Source organism: Maritimimonas sp. 2205BS37-2 (assembly GCF_056591755.1).
This window is the reverse complement of the sequence record NZ_JBWQOI010000002.1, coordinates 828,884-847,734: the sequence shown is the minus strand read 5'-3', so window position 1 is coordinate 847,734 and position 18,851 is coordinate 828,884. Positions and strand designations below refer to the sequence as shown.

General features: G+C 33.3%; 14 protein-coding genes. 12 read left to right on the top strand and 2 right to left on the bottom strand.

What is annotated here, in order from left to right:
* Positions 1-36 precede the first annotated feature (36 nt).
* The 9 genes from AC1EUU_RS11215 to gldA all read left to right on the top strand — a co-directional run bounded on the left by AC1EUU_RS11215 (position 37) and on the right by gldA (position 12,877).
* Positions 37-606: a DUF3109 family protein gene (locus AC1EUU_RS11215; RefSeq protein WP_480201514.1), complete on the top strand. Its 570-nt coding sequence runs from the start codon at positions 37-39 to the stop codon at positions 604-606.
* Positions 607-657: 51 nt separating this feature from the next.
* Positions 658-4,641, top strand: a complete 3,984-nt coding sequence (locus AC1EUU_RS11210; protein WP_480201513.1) for a hybrid sensor histidine kinase/response regulator transcription factor — start codon at positions 658-660, stop codon at positions 4,639-4,641.
* 106 nt (positions 4,642-4,747) lie between these two features.
* On the top strand, positions 4,748-5,170 hold the full coding sequence (locus tag AC1EUU_RS11205) for a hypothetical protein (RefSeq protein ID WP_480201512.1): 423 nt from the start codon (positions 4,748-4,750) through the stop codon (positions 5,168-5,170).
* A gap of 1 nt (position 5,171) precedes the next feature.
* Positions 5,172-6,116, top strand: coding sequence for an MCP four helix bundle domain-containing protein (locus tag AC1EUU_RS11200; RefSeq protein WP_480201511.1), 945 nt, complete (start codon positions 5,172-5,174; stop codon positions 6,114-6,116).
* A 72-nt stretch (positions 6,117-6,188) separates the two neighbouring features.
* The gene (locus AC1EUU_RS11195; protein WP_480201510.1) at positions 6,189-7,412 is read left to right on the top strand and encodes a T9SS type A sorting domain-containing protein; all 1,224 of its coding nucleotides are present in this window, start codon (positions 6,189-6,191) and stop codon (positions 7,410-7,412) included.
* A 329-nt stretch (positions 7,413-7,741) separates the two neighbouring features.
* Positions 7,742-8,110 (top strand): T9SS type A sorting domain-containing protein, encoded by a 369-nt coding sequence (locus AC1EUU_RS11190; protein ID WP_480201509.1) that lies wholly within the window; start codon positions 7,742-7,744, stop codon positions 8,108-8,110.
* 291 nt (positions 8,111-8,401) lie between these two features.
* The gene (locus AC1EUU_RS11185; RefSeq protein ID WP_480201508.1) at positions 8,402-9,373 is read left to right on the top strand and encodes a ribonucleotide-diphosphate reductase subunit beta; all 972 of its coding nucleotides are present in this window, start codon (positions 8,402-8,404) and stop codon (positions 9,371-9,373) included.
* 62 nt (positions 9,374-9,435) lie between these two features.
* Positions 9,436-11,880, top strand: coding sequence for a ribonucleoside-diphosphate reductase subunit alpha (locus AC1EUU_RS11180; protein WP_480201507.1), 2,445 nt, complete (start codon positions 9,436-9,438; stop codon positions 11,878-11,880).
* A gap of 103 nt (positions 11,881-11,983) precedes the next feature.
* Positions 11,984-12,877 (top strand): gliding motility-associated ABC transporter ATP-binding subunit GldA, encoded by an 894-nt coding sequence (gene gldA / locus AC1EUU_RS11175; protein WP_480201506.1) that lies wholly within the window; start codon positions 11,984-11,986, stop codon positions 12,875-12,877.
* A 30-nt stretch (positions 12,878-12,907) separates the two neighbouring features.
* Here gldA and AC1EUU_RS11170 read toward each other — a convergent pair whose 3' ends face one another.
* A complete protein-coding gene (locus AC1EUU_RS11170; RefSeq protein WP_480201505.1) occupies positions 12,908-15,517 on the bottom strand; it encodes an AsmA family protein in 2,610 nt (869 codons plus the stop codon).
* Positions 15,518-15,676: 159 nt separating this feature from the next.
* Here AC1EUU_RS11170 and kdsA point away from each other — a divergent pair, with 159 nt between their 5' ends.
* From kdsA to AC1EUU_RS11155, 3 genes are read left to right on the top strand one after another with little or no spacing between them, the layout of a single operon-like run.
* Positions 15,677-16,498, top strand: a complete 822-nt coding sequence (gene kdsA / locus AC1EUU_RS11165; protein WP_480201504.1) for a 3-deoxy-8-phosphooctulonate synthase — start codon at positions 15,677-15,679, stop codon at positions 16,496-16,498.
* A gap of 29 nt (positions 16,499-16,527) precedes the next feature.
* Positions 16,528-17,493 carry a transglutaminase domain-containing protein gene (locus AC1EUU_RS11160; protein WP_480201503.1) on the top strand — a complete coding sequence of 322 codons (966 nt, stop codon included), beginning with the start codon at positions 16,528-16,530 and terminating at the stop codon, positions 17,491-17,493.
* A 30-nt stretch (positions 17,494-17,523) separates the two neighbouring features.
* Positions 17,524-18,471: a transglutaminase domain-containing protein gene (locus AC1EUU_RS11155; protein ID WP_480201502.1), complete on the top strand. Its 948-nt coding sequence runs from the start codon at positions 17,524-17,526 to the stop codon at positions 18,469-18,471.
* Here the strand turns inward: AC1EUU_RS11155 and AC1EUU_RS11150 are convergent, their stop codons facing one another.
* A complete protein-coding gene (locus AC1EUU_RS11150; protein WP_480201501.1) occupies positions 18,472-18,840 on the bottom strand; it encodes a DUF1801 domain-containing protein in 369 nt (122 codons plus the stop codon). It lies immediately after the preceding gene.
* Between the last annotated feature and the right edge of the window lie 11 nt (positions 18,841-18,851).

The following is an 18,851-nucleotide window of genomic DNA, read 5'->3' as shown; positions in this document are numbered from 1 at the left end:
TCATAAAAAGAAGGATGAATAAATTACTTTTGTTGTATGTTTCAGTTAGGAAAGACTATTGTTTCTGAAGAGATTATTGAAAACGAATTCGTTTGCAATCTGTCAGCCTGTAAAGGCGCCTGTTGTATTGATGGAGATGCAGGTGCACCTTTAGAAGAAAAAGAACTTGAAAAACTTAGGAATGTATATCCCGAGGTAGAGCCTTTTCTCCGTCCTGAAGGAATTGCTGCAATAGGAAATCAAGGACTCTATACTACCAATAATGACGGTGAACATGAAACGCCATTAATTAATGGTAAAGACTGTGCTTATGTTACATTTAATGATAAAGGGATTGCTTTATGTGGAATAGAAGAAGCATACAATGAGGGAAAGATTGATTGGAAAAAACCAATTTCATGTCATTTATATCCTGTACGAGTACAAGACTATTCAGAATTTTCAGCAGTGAATTATCACCAATGGCAAATATGTGATGATGCCTGTACATTAGGAAAAGAACTGCAAGTGCCCATCTATAAATTTGTAAAAGAGGCTCTAATTAGAAAGTTTGGCGAAGACTGGTATGCCGAGTTGGAAAAAATTGCAGACAAATTAAAAAAATAAAGTCTAAGGTAATTTGTAAATTTATAGTAGCTTATTTAATAAGTTGCTATAATGATACCCACATACATCATATTTAAGACTTACCGAGTTGCATTCTTTATCTTAGGCTTTTTTTGCTGTCAGTTAATCAGTTCGCAATCTCAGATTTCTTTTAGGCAGTTATCTGTTAAAGATGGCTTGTCTCAGAATAGTGTGGTTTCGATTGCTCAAGATAGCATAGGTTATTTATGGGTTGCCACGCAAAATGGACTTAACAAATACGATGGTAAAAAGTTTACCAACTATAAATTTGATTTTGTTGATATAACAAGGCCTACTTATAGTCATTTAGGTAAGATTTATGTAGACAGACAAGGCGATGTTTTCATTATTCCTCTAGACAGAAGGCTTTATAGGTATAATTCTTTACAAGATGTATTTGAGCTAATTTCTGAAGCATATGATGTATCTAGTATTTTTCAAGATACCAGTGGTACATACTGGGTTGGCACTTATACCAATGGTTTACATTATTATGATAAGAATTTAAATGCAATTGAAACCTTAATAACTGCAGACCAATTACCCACCACTATTTATAATATTTCGGAAACAGGAAAAAAATCACTCTTAATAACTACCAATGAAAGACTTATTGAGTTAAATATTGAAACTAAGGAATTTAACTTTATAGTGCCAGAAACTATTTTTGGAACTAAAGTTTTGCAAAATTTCAGCATGTCAATTAAAGAGAATGAAAGAAAACAATGGGTTGGTACTTTTGGTGATGGACTTTATTCTAAAGATATAGCAAGTAATACTTTAAGTCGATTTTCAGATGCAGAATTTACCGATCCTTTGCCCGATAATCTAAATATACTCAATTTATATAGAGATCAAAAAGGTCGCTTGTGGATTGCGACCTATGGAAGCGGACTTTATTTGTTAGATTTTACCACAAAAAGAGTAACTCATTTTTCACCTGAAAAATACAATCCTAAGGCAATTCATTACAATGATATTCTGTGTATTTATGAAGACTATACAGGAACGCTTTGGTTTGGCACAGATGGCGCTGGGCTAAGTTTTTATGATGAATCTTTAGAAAAGTTTAATTCATTTACAAATCTTCAAACACCGGAAAATATAAGTATTGATGTGGTTAGAGCGATTACCATTGATAGGAATAATACGGTATGGCTAGGTACTTCTGGTAAAGGCTTAACAGAATATAACCCTGTGACCAATAGCTGGAGAACGTTTACTACTATTAACTCTAATCTCCCGTCCAATCGCATCATGAGTTTATTTTTAGATGAAGAAGAGGTTTGGGTTGGTACTCAGGGAAATGGACTTGTTTTTTATCACGAAGCAAACGGATTTAAGAAGGCGCAAAAGTTAAATGCAAAGACCATATGGACGATCTTTAAAGATTCCAAGGATAGAATATGGCTAGGATCTCAAAACGACGGCTTAATTCTTTACGATAAGGATAAAGGAGTTTTAACTAGCTATAAAAAAGAAGGGAGCCAACTATCAAGTAATAATATAAGAGCAATTACAGAAGATGTGTTTGGCAATCTGTGGGTTGGTACAGATAATCAGGGTCTTGTGAGGTTTAATCCCGAAAAGGAGACTTTTATCTCATACGAACAAGGAACAAATTCACTTTCTGGAAATGGCATTAAGTCATTGTATTATGATTCTAATAATATTTTATGGATCGGCACGAATGGAAATGGCTTAAATGCTTTTGACATAAAAAATAATCGATTCTATTATTTTACCGAAGAGCATGGTTTGGCCAATAATGTGATCTATGGTATTTTACCCGATGCTAATAACAATTTATGGTTAAGCTCTAATAAGGGAATTACCCGATTCACAATTAGTGAGAATATGGATGAGCCGATGATTAAGAATTACGACAATTATGCCGGCTTGGCTACAGAATTTAACACAGGAGCTTATTATAAACATACAAATGGCGATTTATACTTTGGCGGATTAGAAGGATTTTACTGGTTTAATCCGAATTCGATAAAAGAAAATGCAGTATTACCTAAATCAAGAATTACAGGTCTTGAAGTTTTAAACGAGACCAAGCCCCTTACTAATAAATCAGCCTTTAGTCATAATGAAAACACATTAAGCTTTACATTTTCGAGCTTCCAATTCGCGCTCCCAGAAAAGAATCAATTTAAATATAGATTACTAAACTATGATGATGACTGGGTGGAAGCAACCTCAAACTCAGTACGGTACACAAGATTGCCGCCTGGCGGATATGAATTTCAGGTAAAATCTAGTAACTATGACGGTGTTTGGAATGAAATACCGGCAACATTTTCTTTTAGAATAAATGCGCCGTGGTATTTTAATATGTATTCAAAACTTGCATATATAGTATTAATAATGCTGGCTCTTTATGGTATTTATAAATATTTTAAATGGCGTTGGCAGATGAGAATGAATCTTCAATTACAAGAACAAGAATCACATCGATTAAAACAATTAAATGATTATAAATCGAAGTTATATACCGATGTAGCACATGAGTTTAGAACACCGCTAACATTAATTTCTGCACCTATAGATGCAAAACTTACACAAGGAAAGCTGTCAGATTTCGACCATGCTAATTTTTCTGGAATAAAGCGAAATACAAATAGATTGATTGCACTGGTTGACCAGTTATTACAACTCGCAAAGCTTGAAAAAGGAAAACAGCAATTAAAATTATCAAGAGGAGATTTAGGGTTGTTTTTAAAAACTATCGTAGAACCTTTTCAATATCAAGCACAGTCAAAAAGAATAGAATTGAAAACCCATATAAATAAGATTGGCAATGTTTGGTATGACGAAGACGCCGTAGAAAAGATAGTAAGCAACTTATTATCAAATGCCGTTAAGTATACACCTGAAAACGGAAGGTGTAGTATAAAAGCAAAAGAAGAAAATCTAAAGTTAGCTGTAGAAGTGTCCAACATTCTAAGTGGTGATTTACCCGTTGAAACAGAAAAGTTGTTTGATCGGTTTTATCAGCAAAATGAGTATACAGAAGGTGTGGGTGTTGGTTTGTCGTTAGTTAAAGAGCTTGTGAAACTTTATAAAGGCACTATTAATATAGAATTGATCAAAGATACCATTACATTTAAGGTTGAATTGCCTTTAGATAAGAATGTATTCGGCCCTAAGGAAGTAGAATTACTAAAAAAAGGAAAATCTAAAATAGTTAAAGAGCTAGCAAGTAGCATTGACCTTAAAGCTGAAACAGACCTAAATACTACAGATGAAAAGCCAATTTTATTGGTTGTGGAAGATAATAATGAGGTGCGTAGTTTTATTTCAAGATCTTTAAAACATAAATACCAAATACTAGAAGGGGTTAATGGACAAGAAGGGGAGGAAAAAGCAATAGAACATGTGCCAGATATTATATTATCAGATATTCGTATGCCTATAAAAAATGGCATAGAACTTTGCAATACCCTAAAAACCGATGAGCGCACTAGTCATATTCCTATAATACTTTTAACGGCAGATACTGGTGAGGAAAATGAATTGAAGGGCTTAGAATCTGGTGCAGACGATTTTATTACAAAACCTTTTAAACTTCGAATACTAGAAAAACGACTAGAGAACCTTGTTAATTTAAGAAAGGCATTACGTAATAGATATGGTCAAGAATATATCTTAAAACCTACAGATATCTCCTTAACTTCAACTGATGAAGCATTTTTAAATAAACTTCAAGAAGTCATAGATTTAGACTTTTCAAACCCAGATTTTAATGCCGCCACGTTTAGTAAAAAAATTGGTATGAGTAGAATGCAATTACACAGAAAATTGCTAGCCTATACCGGACTTTCAACTTCGGCGTTTATACGTTCTCAACGCTTAAAACAGGCGGTACAAATCCTAAAAACTTCAGACGCTACAGTTAATGAAGTTGCCTATACAGTTGGCTTCAATACACCTTCATACTTCATAAAATGTTTTAAAGAAGCTTACAAAAAAACACCTTTAGAATATTTGCAATCACTTGATAAATAGCCCTTTAAGTGTGTGGTTACATATGTTGCATAGTTAGTTACATATGTAGAACCACTGGTTGATTAGCGTCTTTACTTTTGAGCTTATAAAATGTATCTAGAATGCTATGAAAAGAAAAGCTTTAATAACCTTATTATTATGTGTACTTGGTTTCTCTATGGTGAAATCACAAAGTAGAATAACTAAAGAAGCTAAAATCATCTTTGCGGTTTATAAGAAAACAAATAAGGTGAAAAATGTTGCCTTATTAAGCACCTTTCAAAAACTAGATAAATACCAAGCAGCAAAGAAATACCCTGGATGTAATTTTTACGTAGGTCTTCTTAAAGGAAGTTACACTACTTCTAAAAATGGAATTCTACCAGCGTTAAATTCAACACTTACCATGTATACAAATAAGAAGTTTTTTCCAGGTGATCAATTTTTTCCGGGTGATCAATTTTTTCCGGGTGATCAGTTTACAATAGGTAAGGTAAGTTCTAAAGTAATTTCAAGTAAGAAAGGTGAATTAATCGTTAAAACGTTGTAACATGAGCCGATTAAAGATCATCTTACTTTTTTTATTCCTTATGATTGGCGGTTCATTAATTGCTCAATTAACACCTGAGCAAAAGAAACAAATCGAAGAGGCGCAAAAAAAGGCAGCTGAAGCTCAGAAGAAAGTCAAAGAGATGTTGAATACTCCAGAAATGAAAAAAATGATGGAGCAGATGAAAGCGCAAGATGCATTATATGAAGCAGAACGAAAAAAACAACAAAAAACAAAACCGAAAAAGAAACCACAACCAAATAAGAAAGGAGAGAATGATTTTTACTGGCGAAATAGAATAGTTAGCAATGTAGAAGGTAAGTTTAAGAATTGGTCTTTTGGAAATGCCGAAATAAGAGCGGGCTATAGAGGTCAAAATAGAAAATGGCACGAAATAAAGGTTGGTGCTATTTCTTCTAATGGTGTGGTTACTATTAATTTTCCTAGAGTAGATGAGCTAACGATAAATCCAATGAGTGCTTTTCAACATGAAAGCGAAGAGGTTGTTGGTAGAAAAGAGACCGATTTAAAATATACAGATAAGAATGTTGGATATTTTTCTGTAAGGCATTCATTAGCTGTTTATAAAGGAGAAGAGAGACTCGGTTATATAAGTATCGGTAATACAGTAAAACCTGTTGTAAATCTAAATTCACCATGTTGTGTTAATTATGCCGGATCTGGTTATATGTTATATTGGGTATATGTTACGCGAGATAATAATATTTCAGGAAGAACAGAAGCTACAAAAAACTTTGGAGAAATTATACATGATCTAAATTTCAAAAAAGGATGGAATTTGGTAAAAATGGAAGTTAATGGAACCAGAGGAATGACCGGACAAACGGAAATTGGGCGTTATTGGAAGAAAAAGTATGTAACTAGTACTACAGCTTTACCTTCAGACGCGAAATATTACTTTATGTCTCATTTAATAAATGAATAAGAGGTTTATTAAGAAGACATTGTAACCACCTTCGGGGGAATTGTGAAATAAGGAAAAAGATAAAAGATTGCTATGAAAAAGATTGTTTTATTCTTGTGCCTCTTCACTACATATAGTGTTATAGCACAAACAACGCACAGGCTAGATTCACTACATATTTTTGATTGGGATAATGTTTTAGATGAATGGAAGCATAATACCAGAGAATTATATAGTTATACTAATGGTGGTGTTAAAGAAACTCACCTAATTCGATTGGTTTTAAATACGAGTGCCGAATGGGAGAGTTTTTATCAGTTTAATAAAGAATACAACGCAGATAATAATCTCACCGAAAGTATTCAACAGACTTGGAACAATACTTCTGATGTTTGGCAAAATGCAACTAGAGTAACTAATACCTATGATGGTCAGAATATTGATATAGCTACGCAATATATTTTCTTAGGTGTTGATTGGCAATTCACACAAGAAAATGATTTCGCTTACGATGGCCTTAATAATAGTATTGAAGACGAGCAATCTATTTGGGATTTTGTGTTAATGGCCAAAGTAAATGATCGAAGAGTTGAAACCACTTTTATGGGGAATAATCCAGAGATACGTATAGAACAAGAGTGGATAACTGCCTTGAATGATTGGCAAAATGATGAGCGCATTGAGTTTTTTTATAATGCAAGTCAACTGTCTCGCGCTGAAGAACGGACCTGGGTTGTAGGCAATAGCGCTTGGTCAGACCCATTTAAACAGCAACTATTTTTTTATAATGCAAATGACTTAATTAATGAAACTATAAATCAAAATTCAGTTGGCGGGATATGGGTAAATACGAATAGAGTATTGCAGGTTTACGATGCAAACAATAACATTCTTGAAATTACCTCTCAAGAATGGAGTAATAGTTTGTCTTCCTGGGTAAATAGTACACGCCAATTAAGAACATTTGATGTTAATAATAATGAGATAGAGCTCATTTTTGAAAACTGGGATGCATTAAGTAGTGAATGGGTAGGATTTCTCCGCATACTAAACTTTTGGTCTCCCTCTCAAGTTCTAAGTACCTCTAGTGAAGAAAAAGGCAGAATTAGTGTTTATCCAAACCCTACAACAGAAAAGATCTACATACAGTCTATAGAGCCATTAGAAAATGCCTCACTTTATAATTTATTAGGTAAGAAAGTCCTTCAAGTAAAGAATAAGAATGAAATTAATCTTGCACCACTTTCAAAAGGAATTTATGTGTTAAAAGCAAAAAGCCGAAATGAATTAATTAGCAAGAAAATTATATTGAATTAAACAAATACCTTGTGCTATGAAACCCAAGAACTGTCGGTTAACAACCGAATTGTTATGAAGAAGATAAAGAATAGGATTTCTACTTTTTGTTCTTGGGTTTTATTTTATAATTAAGGCTTATAGGTAACATATTTAAACCATTAGTTTGTAAAAGTGTCTTACTTTAACAAATAGTAATATTTTGATTTAGAACTGATTTTGGTGATATAATTACCAATTGTAAGTTGATTGTAACCATTTGTAAAACTTACTAGAAAGAAAAAGATATTTTTTGTATATTTAGTATGTTATTAGCCAACGATATAACATATTTCTTAAATCTATTTGCTATGAAAAAGAAATTATATGTATTGGCTACGTTTATTGTTTTAAATGTTGCCGCCCTTCCTTCGTTAAACGCTTCAGGCAATTATTGCTCTGCTATGTATGCGTATACAGAACCTGTAAAAGAAACTACTACTGCCAAGGCTGATGTTATTATTAAAATTAATTTAAGTATTGATGTTAAACGAGAAATTATCACCATAAAAACTACACAAGCCATAACAGAATTGGCCTTATATGATTTATATGATAAAAAATTGGTTGAAGCTAAGGAGCAAAATGTAATTAGTCTAACAAATCTTACTCGAGGAGTTTATTTTTTAAGGGCAAAAATTAGAGGGAATATTATTAGTAAAAAAATTATTTTACAATAACCCAAAATTCTACAAATTTTTAATTGGCATTATGGCCTTTTACGCAGAATGGCGATGAGCCCAGTAAACATCGCTGTTTGTGAAAAATTCATTTTTTTAAATTATTGATAATCAGTAATTTACATGTTAACAAAATGTTAATTGTAAACAAGATTTTTGCCTGCATGTTAAAAACTTACCGTTGATTGTGGATAATTAGCTCTTTAATTTCTCGCCGAAAAATCGAATATTTGTTTCAGCCGATTTTAGTAAAAAATCCACTCACCATTTTTTCGATTTAAACCTAATAAAATGTCACAGATAGAACCCATTTTACAACCTAACGACGATAGATTTGTCATTTTTCCCATTCAGCATCATGATATTTGGGATTGGTACAAAAAACAAGAGGCCTGCTTTTGGACAGCCGAAGAGATAGATTTACACCAAGATCTTACCGACTGGAGCGCTAAGCTTAATGATGATGAGCGCTATTTTATTAAACATATTTTGGCCTTTTTTGCGGCTTCAGATGGTATCGTAAATGAAAATTTAGCCGAAAATTTTGTAAATGAGGTTCAATATAGTGAAGCGAAATTCTTTTACGGCTTCCAAATTATGATGGAGAACATTCATTCAGAAACTTATTCATTATTAATCGATACATATGTAAAAGATGAAACGGAAAAGAATAGATTATTCAAAGCGATTGAAATCTTTCCTGCAATTAAACGTAAAGCCGATTGGGCATTAAAATGGATTGAATCGCCAAGTTTTGCAGAAAGATTAATTGCGTTTGCGGCCGTTGAAGGAATTTTCTTTTCGGGGGCATTTTGCTCTATTTTCTGGTTAAAGAAAAGAGGTTTAATGCCAGGGTTAACATTCTCAAATGAGTTAATCTCTCGTGATGAAGGAATGCATTGTGATTTTGCTGTTCACCTGCATAATAATCACTTAATTAATAAAGTTCCGCAAGAAAGAATTAAAGAAATTATTATTGATGCGCTAGACATTGAACGTGATTTTGTTACCGAATCTTTACCCGTGAGCCTAATTGGAATGAATGCAAAACTAATGACGCAGTATCTAGAATTCGTTACTGATAGATTATTGGTTGAATTAGGATGTGAGAAAGTATACAATGCGACCAATCCATTTGATTTTATGGAGATGATATCTTTAGAAGGGAAAACAAATTTCTTTGAAAAGCGCGTGTCAGAATATCAAAAGGCAGGAGTAAAATCAGGAGGCACTGGTGCAATTAGTTTCGATGCTGATTTTTAATAGAATCGCTTTTAGTTTTAAAAAAAAATAAACCCATAACCTAACCTAAATAATTGTAGAATATGTATGTAGTAAAAAGAGACGGCAGGAAAGAACCTGTAATGTTCGATAAAATTACCGCGAGGGTAAGAAAGATGTGTTACGGATTAAATAATTTAGTTGATCCGGTAAAAGTAGCAATGCGTGTTATAGAAGGTTTATATGACGGAGTTACTACTTCTGAACTTGATAATTTAGCTGCTGAGATTGCAGCAACCATGACAGTTCAACATCCTGATTATGCTAAACTTGCGGCAAGAATAGCAGTCTCTAATCTACATAAAAACACCAAAAAATCATTTTCTGAAACCATGACAGACCTGTACACTTATGTAAACCCACGTACAGGGAAAAAGGCACCGATGATAGCCGATGATGTTTACGAAATTATGATGACCAACGCAGATAAATTAGATTCTACCATTATCTACAATCGTGATTTCGGGTATGATTATTTTGGATTTAAAACATTAGAACGTTCCTACCTATTGAAAATCAATGGAGAAATTGTTGAACGTCCACAACATATGTTGATGCGTGTTTCTATTGGTATCCATAAAGAAGATATTGATGAAGCTATTGCTACTTACGAATTAATGAGTAAAAAATACTTCACACACGCAACACCTACATTATTTAATGCTGGTACTCCAAAACCACAAATGTCATCTTGTTTCTTACTACAAATGCAAGATGATAGTATTGATGGAATTTATGATACGTTAAAGCAAACAGCTAAGATTTCTCAATCTGCAGGAGGTATCGGTTTATCTATCCATAATATTAGAGCAACAGGCTCTTATATTCGTGGTACAAACGGTACATCAAATGGTATTGTACCAATGCTACGTGTATTTAATGATACCGCTCGTTATGTAGACCAAGGTGGTGGAAAGCGTAAAGGTTCATTTGCAGTGTATTTAGAACCTTGGCATGCTGATATCTTCGATTTCCTTGATTTAAAAAAGAATCATGGTAAAGAAGAGATGCGTGCTCGCGATTTGTTTTATGCTATGTGGATTCCAGATTTATTCATGAAACGTGTTCAAGAAGATGGAGAATGGACCTTAATGTGCCCGAATGAATGCCCACATTTATTTGACACTTACGGCGAAGAGTTTGAAAAACTATATGAAGGTTATGAAAAAGTTGGTAAAGGTCGTAAGAAGATAAAAGCACGTGATTTATGGGAGAAGATCCTAGAATCACAAATAGAAACTGGTACACCGTATATGCTTTATAAAGATGCGGTAAATAGAAAAACGAACCAAAAGAATCTTGGTGTAATTCGTTCTTCGAATCTATGTACCGAAATTATGGAATATACTGCAGAAGATGAAGTAGCAGTATGTAATTTAGCATCAATTGCGATGCCTATGTTTATTGCCGAAGACGAAAAAGGCAAGAAGTATTTTGATCACCAAAAACTTTATGAGGTTACTAAAAAAGTAACTAGAAACCTTGATACGGTTATAGATAGAAATTACTATCCGGTTAAAGAGGCAGAAAATTCGAACTTCCGTCATAGACCAATTGGTTTAGGTATTCAAGGATTAGCAGATGCTTTTATCACATTGCGTTTACCATTTACTTGTGATGAAGCCAAGCAATTAAATCAAGATATTTTTGAGACCATGTATTTTGCTGCAGTATCTTCTTCTATGGAAATTGCTAAAGCAAAAGAAGCATATTCAACTTTTAAAGGCTCTCCAATGTCTGAAGGTGAATTCCAATTTAATATGTGGGGCGTAAAGGAAGAAGACCTTAGTGGAAGATGGGATTGGAAAAAGCTTCGTAAAGATGTTAAAAAACATGGTGTACGTAATTCATTACTAGTTGCACCAATGCCAACGGCATCTACTTCGCAAATCTTAGGAAACAATGAAGCCTTTGAACCATATACATCAAATATTTATACAAGAAGAGTATTATCAGGTGAGTTTATTGTAGTAAACAAACACTTACTTGAAGATTTGGTGAAATTAAATCTTTGGGATAATAGCATGAAAGAAGAAATCATGCGTGCTAATGGTTCTATTCAGCATATTGAATCAATACCACAAGACTTAAAAGAATTATATAAAACAGTTTGGGAAATGAGCATGAAAGATATCATTGATATGGCACGCCATAGAGGATACTTTATAGATCAGTCTCAATCATTAAACCTATTTATGCAAGATGCTGATTTTGCTAAGTTAACCTCAATGCATTTCTATGCATGGAAAAGCGGCTTAAAAACAGGGATGTATTACCTGAGAACAAAATCTGCGGTAAATGCTATTCAGTTTACAGTATCTAAAAAACAAGAAGAGAAAAAACCAGTTGTAGCCAGTGAAATACCAGGTGCAACCCAAGTAAACGCGGTATTACCCGAAGGAGGAGAAATGACTCCCGAAGAGTATAGAGCAATGATTGCTAGAGCCAAAGAAGGTGAAGGCGATGACTGCTTGATGTGTGGTTCTTAATTAACTAATTAGGGTTTAGTTTAATTAAAAAGAGGTGCTTTTTCGGCACCTCTTTCCATTTGCTGTTTTTATTTCTTTAATTTGCTTAAATTAATATTTAAATATGTCTATTGAAGTACAAGAAGTAACAAAAGTTTACGGTAAGCAAAAAGCCTTAGATTCAGTAAGTTTTAAGATTGGATCAGGAGAAATTGTTGGCTTTTTAGGGCCTAATGGTGCAGGAAAATCTACAATGATGAAAATCATTACTTCTTATATTTCTCAAACCGAAGGTTTCGTTAAGGTTAATGGATTTGATGTATCTAAACAACCAATGGACGTAAAGAAATCTGTAGGCTATTTGCCAGAACATAATCCGCTATACCTGGAGATGTATGTCAAAGAATATCTGCACTTTTATGCAGATGTACACGGTATTTCAAAATCGCGTATTGAAGAGGTTGTTTCGGAAGTTGGACTAACACCCGAAAGCCATAAAAAAATAGGACAACTCTCTAAAGGATACCGCCAAAGATGTGGATTGGCAATTGCTTTGTTACACGACCCTGAAGTGCTGATTTTAGATGAGCCAACAACCGGCTTAGACCCAAATCAATTAGTTGAAATAAGAGGATTGATTCGCGAAATTGGTAAAACCAAAACGGTGCTACTATCTACGCATATTATGCAAGAAGTAGAGGCGGTTTGTGATCGTGTAATTATTATCAACAAAGGTCAAATAGTTACCGATAAAAAAATAAATGAGCTCAAAACAGGTAAAGAACAATTATTGGAGGTGGCGTTTGATTTAAGAGTTGAAGAACAATTGCTAAAAAACCTTCCGAAACTAATAAAAGCAATCAATTTGCACAATACTACTTGGCAATTGACCTTTGATACTATCGAAGATATGCGACCAGTAGTTTTTGACTTTGCTCAAGAAAACGGACTAAAACTTTTACAATCACAGGTGAAAAATCAAGATTTAGAAAGTTTGTTTAGAAGTTTGACGAAATAAGCACCTATGAAATCAAGGCACAAGATTAAATCAATTTACGGTATCTTTTTTCTTTTTACCAAAAATTCCCTTTAATAGATCTTTAGCTGTTTCTTTTACGGCATTAGTAGATGTCTTGGATGAATCTACCTTAGCAGTATCTTTATTCTTATTCAAGAGCTTATCTAAAGCATTGTTTAACTGCTCTTTACCCTTGTTAACGAGCTTGTCCTTTTGATTATTCGCAACTTGCTTAGACAGTTCTGTAATTGCCGATTTTAAATCTGTAGAAACAGAAGGATTCGTAAAGCTACCTTTTAATAATGCCGTTATAGGCACTTTAATACGATTTTGCTCATCTGTATTGAGTTGTTGAAGTAGTTTTTCGGCTTCTTTACCTAAATATTTCGCCGGAACATTAAATACAACATCATAATCTATGGTTTTATCAAAACCATGATTGCCATCAACGGCTATTTCTATATCTTCATAGTTTAGAGAAAAGGGTTTAAGCACTACCTTACCATTTTTAAATGCTAAGGAGGCTTTTAGGTTATTCAAATTTAACTTTTGCGCATCAAAGAAATCTAACTTACTTGTAAGTTGTTGCAATAAAGTTGATGAATTGGTATTTATTTGAGAAGAAAATAGTTGTGCTAAAACATCGCCTGTAATACTAGATAGATTAGGTGTAAAATCGTTTTGTAAATCACCTGAAAGGCTAATATTCGTATTAATTTTTCCTTTAACAACATTAGCGATAGGAGCAAGAGCAGTAAACAGATCTAATGAAGTAAAAGATTGCCCAATATCAAAGCTCTTAACATCTAGTTTCATATCGAATTTAGGAGTTTCTGTTTTTGTAGATACCGATCCATCTAAACCTAACTTACCTCCAAAAACATCAGACGTAAGATTTCTAAGAGAAGCAGTTTCATTTTTAATTCGAAGGTCACCGGAAACATTTTTAAGGCTTATATTATCATAAACCACGGTAGTGGCTTTCGCATTGATCGTTGCATCTAAAAACGAAGGTATTTTTAATTCTTCTTCACCTGATTTTTGTTCATCTTCTAATGTAGTTTCTTCCGTTTTAGAAGACATAAAATCATTTACTAAAAATTTGTTTGATTGCAGTTTAAAGTAACCCTTTAGGGTTTCTTTATTGAACAAGAATCCTAAAATATTATCAACATTTCCTTTTAGGTTTATGTCTGTTTCTCCTATAGTAGCATCAAATCGGTTTAGATGCGCTCTTCTAGGAACAAAATCAACTGTTGATTTTTCAATATGTAGAGGGTTTGCCAATTCGTGCGAGTTGTATACGAAATCTGAAAGATTTATTTTACCAGAAATTTTAGTGTTTTCATAACGTTTTTGCTCGATAGAATTTATATCAAAAGCAGCAGCTATATCGGCTTTTAGAACTCCCTGTAAATCCTTTAAAGCTTCAGCGGGATGTATTTGCGCTAATTTGGCCAAATCAATAACACCGTTTAATTGCGCATTAACCTTCATATTATTGATAAGATCTTTTAATTCTGCCTTGGCATTAAATACTTCATCATCTATTTGAAAAATAAGCTTATCAATATTAATATTTGTGTCTTTTGAAAGCCCTGTTGTATTTACAATTTCGGTGTTTATATGAATATTCTCGAGTGACTTTGGTAACTCAGGGTATTTAAAAGAAGCATTATCTGAATTGATTTTAATATCAAATTTAGGTATGTGAGTATCATCTATAATACCTTGCATAGAACCTTTAACATCAAAGTTCCCGGTAGTGGTAACACCCTCAATATTTTTAGAGTATACTTTAGGGATGAGTGCTAAGAAGTTTTTAAAATCAGAAGATGGGGTTTTAAAAGTGAGATCTAACTCTTGATGATCATCATTTACTTGTACATAGCCATTAAAAACTAATGGCAATTCATTGATCTTAGCCGAATTCTCTAAAAAAGTATATCGATTCTCATTCAAGTCAATTTTAATATCGGCATCAAGAATCAGTCGCTGATGGCTTATATAGTCGATACTATCTAGTGAAAGCGTAGCAAAAGCGCTTGATTTAGTTGTTAAAATAGATTCATTGGCAGATAAATTACCCTTACCCCAATGGTTAAGGTCATTAATCTTAAAAGAGGTTTTAGAACCTACATCACTATAAGATATTGAACTGTTTGTTAGCTGATATTCGTTGAGGTTGAATGAAAAAGTCGTTGACTCAGCACTTTCAGAAGTGTTCTTTTCTAAACTCTTTTTTGCAATATCATAGTTTGCATTTCCAAGAGAATCAATTTTAATAGTAACATCTGCATTATCAATGAAGAAACCATTGATTGAAATTGCTTCTGAAGCCTTACTGAATAAACTTTTAAAGGGAAGTTCTAGATCAATTTTAGAAGCCTTTACTAAAGTATCACCCGCAAAAGGCCCATGATTTGCAATATAAAAATCATGCAATTGCAATCTAACATTAGGAAAACTGGTTAATAGGCTAAGGTCTGCTTGCTCAAAATCAAGCGTAGCATTGATATTGTTATTTGCTGTTTGTTTAACAAGTTCTACAATTTTCCCTTTAAAAACGAATGGGAGAACTAAGAGTAAGAACAATATAAACAAAAGTGTAAATCCTAAAACTTTAAGCTTTTTCTTCATAAAAGATGATACTAATAATGTAGTTTAAACGAAAATTAAAAGTACAGATTATATCTAAAGGAAAGTTTAAGAAATGATTAACGCATTCCTTATATTCCTGTAAAAGTTGGATAAATACACTAGTTTAAAATATCGTACTTTTGTCAAAATTTTTTAACTATGAATGTTGGTTCAATTCCTAAAATAAAACATGCTAATAGCGGTAATTTTTTCCTGCTTGCAGGCCCTTGTGCTATAGAAGGAGAAGATATGGCTATGCGTATTGCTGAGCGTGTGGTTGAAATAACTAATAAACTAGAAATACCTTATGTATTTAAAGGCAGTTTTAAGAAAGCGAACCGTTCTCGTGTAGATAGCTTTACAGGAATTGGAGACGAAAAAGCATTGGAGATTTTACAGAAAGTAGGTCAGCATTTTGATATACCTACGGTAACAGATATACATGAGGTTTCAGATGCATACAAAGCCGCTGAGTATGTTGATGTACTGCAAATTCCTGCTTTCTTAGTAAGGCAAACCGATTTGGTTGTGGCAGCGGCGAAAACAAGTAAAGTTGTAAACCTTAAAAAGGGCCAGTTCATGAGTGCAGAAAGCATGAAACATGCGGTAAAAAAAGTAACTGATTCTGGTAATAACCATGTAATGATTACTGATCGCGGAACAATGTTTGGATATCAAGATATGATTGTTGATTTTAGAGGTATTCCAACAATGAAGCAATTCGGAACCACGGTGCTTGATGTTACACATTCATTACAACAACCTAATCAAACAAGTGGAGTAACCGGAGGACGCCCAGAAATGATAGAAACAATAGCGCGCGCAGGAATAGCCACTGGTGTTGATGGATTGTTTATGGAAACACATTTTGATCCGGCCAATGCCAAATCAGACGGAGCTAATATGTTACACTTAGATCACCTAGAAAACTTGCTTGGTAACCTCACGGCGATCCGAAAAGTTGTGAGGGCATTACAATAATTTGGTCTGATTTATGTTGTAAAAGTGGCATGAGAACATTCCTCATATTCTTTTTTTTATCCTTTACCGTTATTCAGGCTCAAGACTATGCTAGTGTAGATGCCAGAGTAAAACAGTATCCGAAAAAATATGCTTCCGTTGAGGCCTTGGTTGCACAAATTCAAAAAGATTTTTCATTAGATACAGACAAGGTGCGTGCAGTATTTACATGGTTGGCTTTAAATATAACCTATGATATGCAAGAATACCTTACTGGTGAACGATTAATAAGGTTTCAGTATTCTAATGAACAAGAATTATTAGAAAAACAAAGGGCAATTAAAGAATATGCCATTAACAGTACCTTAAGCGATAATAAGGCGGTCTGTGAAGGATATGCGCAAACGTTTAAAAAAGCTTGTGAACTAATGGATATTTTGTGCTTGTTTATTGATGGCTATTCAAAAATTAATATACATGATATTGGCAAAAATCCATCTATAGGAGACCATGCCTGGAATGCGGTAAAGATCAATAACCAATGGAAACTAGTAGATGTAACTTGGGCAGCTGGTTCAGCTAATGGCGCTACTTGGAAGCAAAATTTTAGTGATTATTACTTTTTTACAGATGCTGATGATTTTGTAAAAACACATCTACCAAGCTCACAGGGACTATCATTTTCTAACAACGAACCAACAAAAAAAGCTTTTTTTAACGCTCCGGTTTACACCAAAGGGTATTTTAAGAATAAAATAAAATTAATAAGCCCGTTAACAGGAGAAATTAATACCAAGTTAGGTGAGGCCATAGAATTCGAGATAGAAAAGCCAAAAAACGGAGTGCAACTACATTATGCTTTTGGTGGAGAACGTTACCCGAAAGAGATTGAATTGAGATGTAATTCTAACAAATGCACATTTGATATTCCTTTTTCCAAAAATTCTGATACCGTACTTTACATTATTGCTAACAGGCAAACAGCGTTACAGTATAAGATAAAAATTTCAAAATGAAATTAGTATCTTAGTGCGAAGGGCTGTGCTATGATCAGATTGGTATTTTTCACTTTTTTATGTTTTTTCATTTCGTCAAAATCGCTTGCACAAGATTTTGATGACGTAGACATTATTGTTAAAAGCTATCCGAAAAGTTTTAATAATATCGAGACTTTTACCGAAAGAATAATGAATGACTTTAAGAGTGATGAAGAAAGAGTACGTGCTATTTACAGTTGGTTATCAATAAATGTGAGATATGATTATTTTAAAGATAATTTTGATCTTAGTAAAAAAATTATTGTTTCATCAAGTACGTATGAGAAAGAGTATTTATTAAAAAGACGGAGGCTTCATAGAATCAAGAAATTATTAAGAACAGGTAAAGGTGTTTGTTTAGACTACAGTTATACCTTTAAGGAACTATGTGATAGGCTGCATATAGCGTCTACAATTGTTACCGGTTATAGTAAAACCAGTCTAGATGATATTGGTAATATAAAAGGTTATAAAGATCATGCTTGGAATGCTGTGAAAATCAATAGTAAATGGAACTTACTGGATGCCACCTGGGGCGCTTTTTATTCCAATAAAAAGAAGATTGATGATTATTATTTTTTTACGGAACCAAACGAGTTTATCAAATCACATCTTCCGGTAGAAAGAAAATGGCAACTAACAGATGAACTAGTTACAAAGAAGGATTTTTTTAATAGCCCTTTATTTTATCATTATTATTTTGTTGATGGCGTTAAAATATCAGACACGAAGATGATACGAAAAGAGAACAAGAAAATAAGCATCCTATTCGATAGTTTGCCAAAGGGGAAAAGCTTGTTTTATGGCCATGACAGATCAACTTATATAAAACCGGTTAAGCTAGATAAAAGACAAAATGGGGATTATGTAGCAACAATAAAGATCAAAGAAGATGCTATTTCAAAAATTACAATTTATTCTGATAGTAAACCTGTAATTGGATTAAAAATAAAGTAATTACTCTTTCCAAAAGCCCTTATGATTTACGTTATAGGCTTCCTCTAAAACAGCAAGAAAAATTTCTTGTTGAATATCACTAACAGATTTATAACGAAAAGATTTTACAACTTTCCTTCCTGCCGAAACCAAATGTTCATTGTATTTTGATAGATGAGCCGAAGCCCAAAAACCAACCTCAACAAAATCTTTCTTTTTAGGGATGTTTAGATAACAAAAAGGCTTACCGTCTAAATAATAAAAAGGTATTCTATACTTATAACGGAGCTCAACATCTTTAAAGTTGGTTTCAATTAGCACCTGTAAATGCAATAAAATTGATTTATAAGGTTCTTCTTGTTGTAAGATATAGTCTTCAGCGGGATTCATGTTTTAAAATA

Coding starts and splice junctions, on each gene's coding strand:
- AC1EUU_RS11210 (WP_480201513.1), top strand. CDS start 658: ATGATACCCACATACATCATATTTAAGACTTACCGAGTTGCATTCTTT.
- AC1EUU_RS11215 (WP_480201514.1), top strand. CDS start 37: ATGTTTCAGTTAGGAAAGACTATTGTTTCTGAAGAGATTATTGAAAAC.
- AC1EUU_RS11190 (WP_480201509.1), top strand. CDS start 7,742: ATGAAAAAGAAATTATATGTATTGGCTACGTTTATTGTTTTAAATGTT.
- AC1EUU_RS11185 (WP_480201508.1), top strand. CDS start 8,402: ATGTCACAGATAGAACCCATTTTACAACCTAACGACGATAGATTTGTC.
- AC1EUU_RS11150 (WP_480201501.1), bottom strand. CDS start 18,840: ATGAATCCCGCTGAAGACTATATCTTACAACAAGAAGAACCTTATAAA.
- AC1EUU_RS11180 (WP_480201507.1), top strand. CDS start 9,436: ATGTATGTAGTAAAAAGAGACGGCAGGAAAGAACCTGTAATGTTCGAT.
- kdsA (WP_480201504.1), top strand. CDS start 15,677: ATGAATGTTGGTTCAATTCCTAAAATAAAACATGCTAATAGCGGTAAT.
- AC1EUU_RS11200 (WP_480201511.1), top strand. CDS start 5,172: ATGAGCCGATTAAAGATCATCTTACTTTTTTTATTCCTTATGATTGGC.
- AC1EUU_RS11155 (WP_480201502.1), top strand. CDS start 17,524: ATGATCAGATTGGTATTTTTCACTTTTTTATGTTTTTTCATTTCGTCA.
- AC1EUU_RS11160 (WP_480201503.1), top strand. CDS start 16,528: ATGAGAACATTCCTCATATTCTTTTTTTTATCCTTTACCGTTATTCAG.
- AC1EUU_RS11205 (WP_480201512.1), top strand. CDS start 4,748: ATGAAAAGAAAAGCTTTAATAACCTTATTATTATGTGTACTTGGTTTC.
- AC1EUU_RS11170 (WP_480201505.1), bottom strand. CDS start 15,517: ATGAAGAAAAAGCTTAAAGTTTTAGGATTTACACTTTTGTTTATATTG.
- AC1EUU_RS11195 (WP_480201510.1), top strand. CDS start 6,189: ATGAAAAAGATTGTTTTATTCTTGTGCCTCTTCACTACATATAGTGTT.
- gldA (WP_480201506.1), top strand. CDS start 11,984: ATGTCTATTGAAGTACAAGAAGTAACAAAAGTTTACGGTAAGCAAAAA.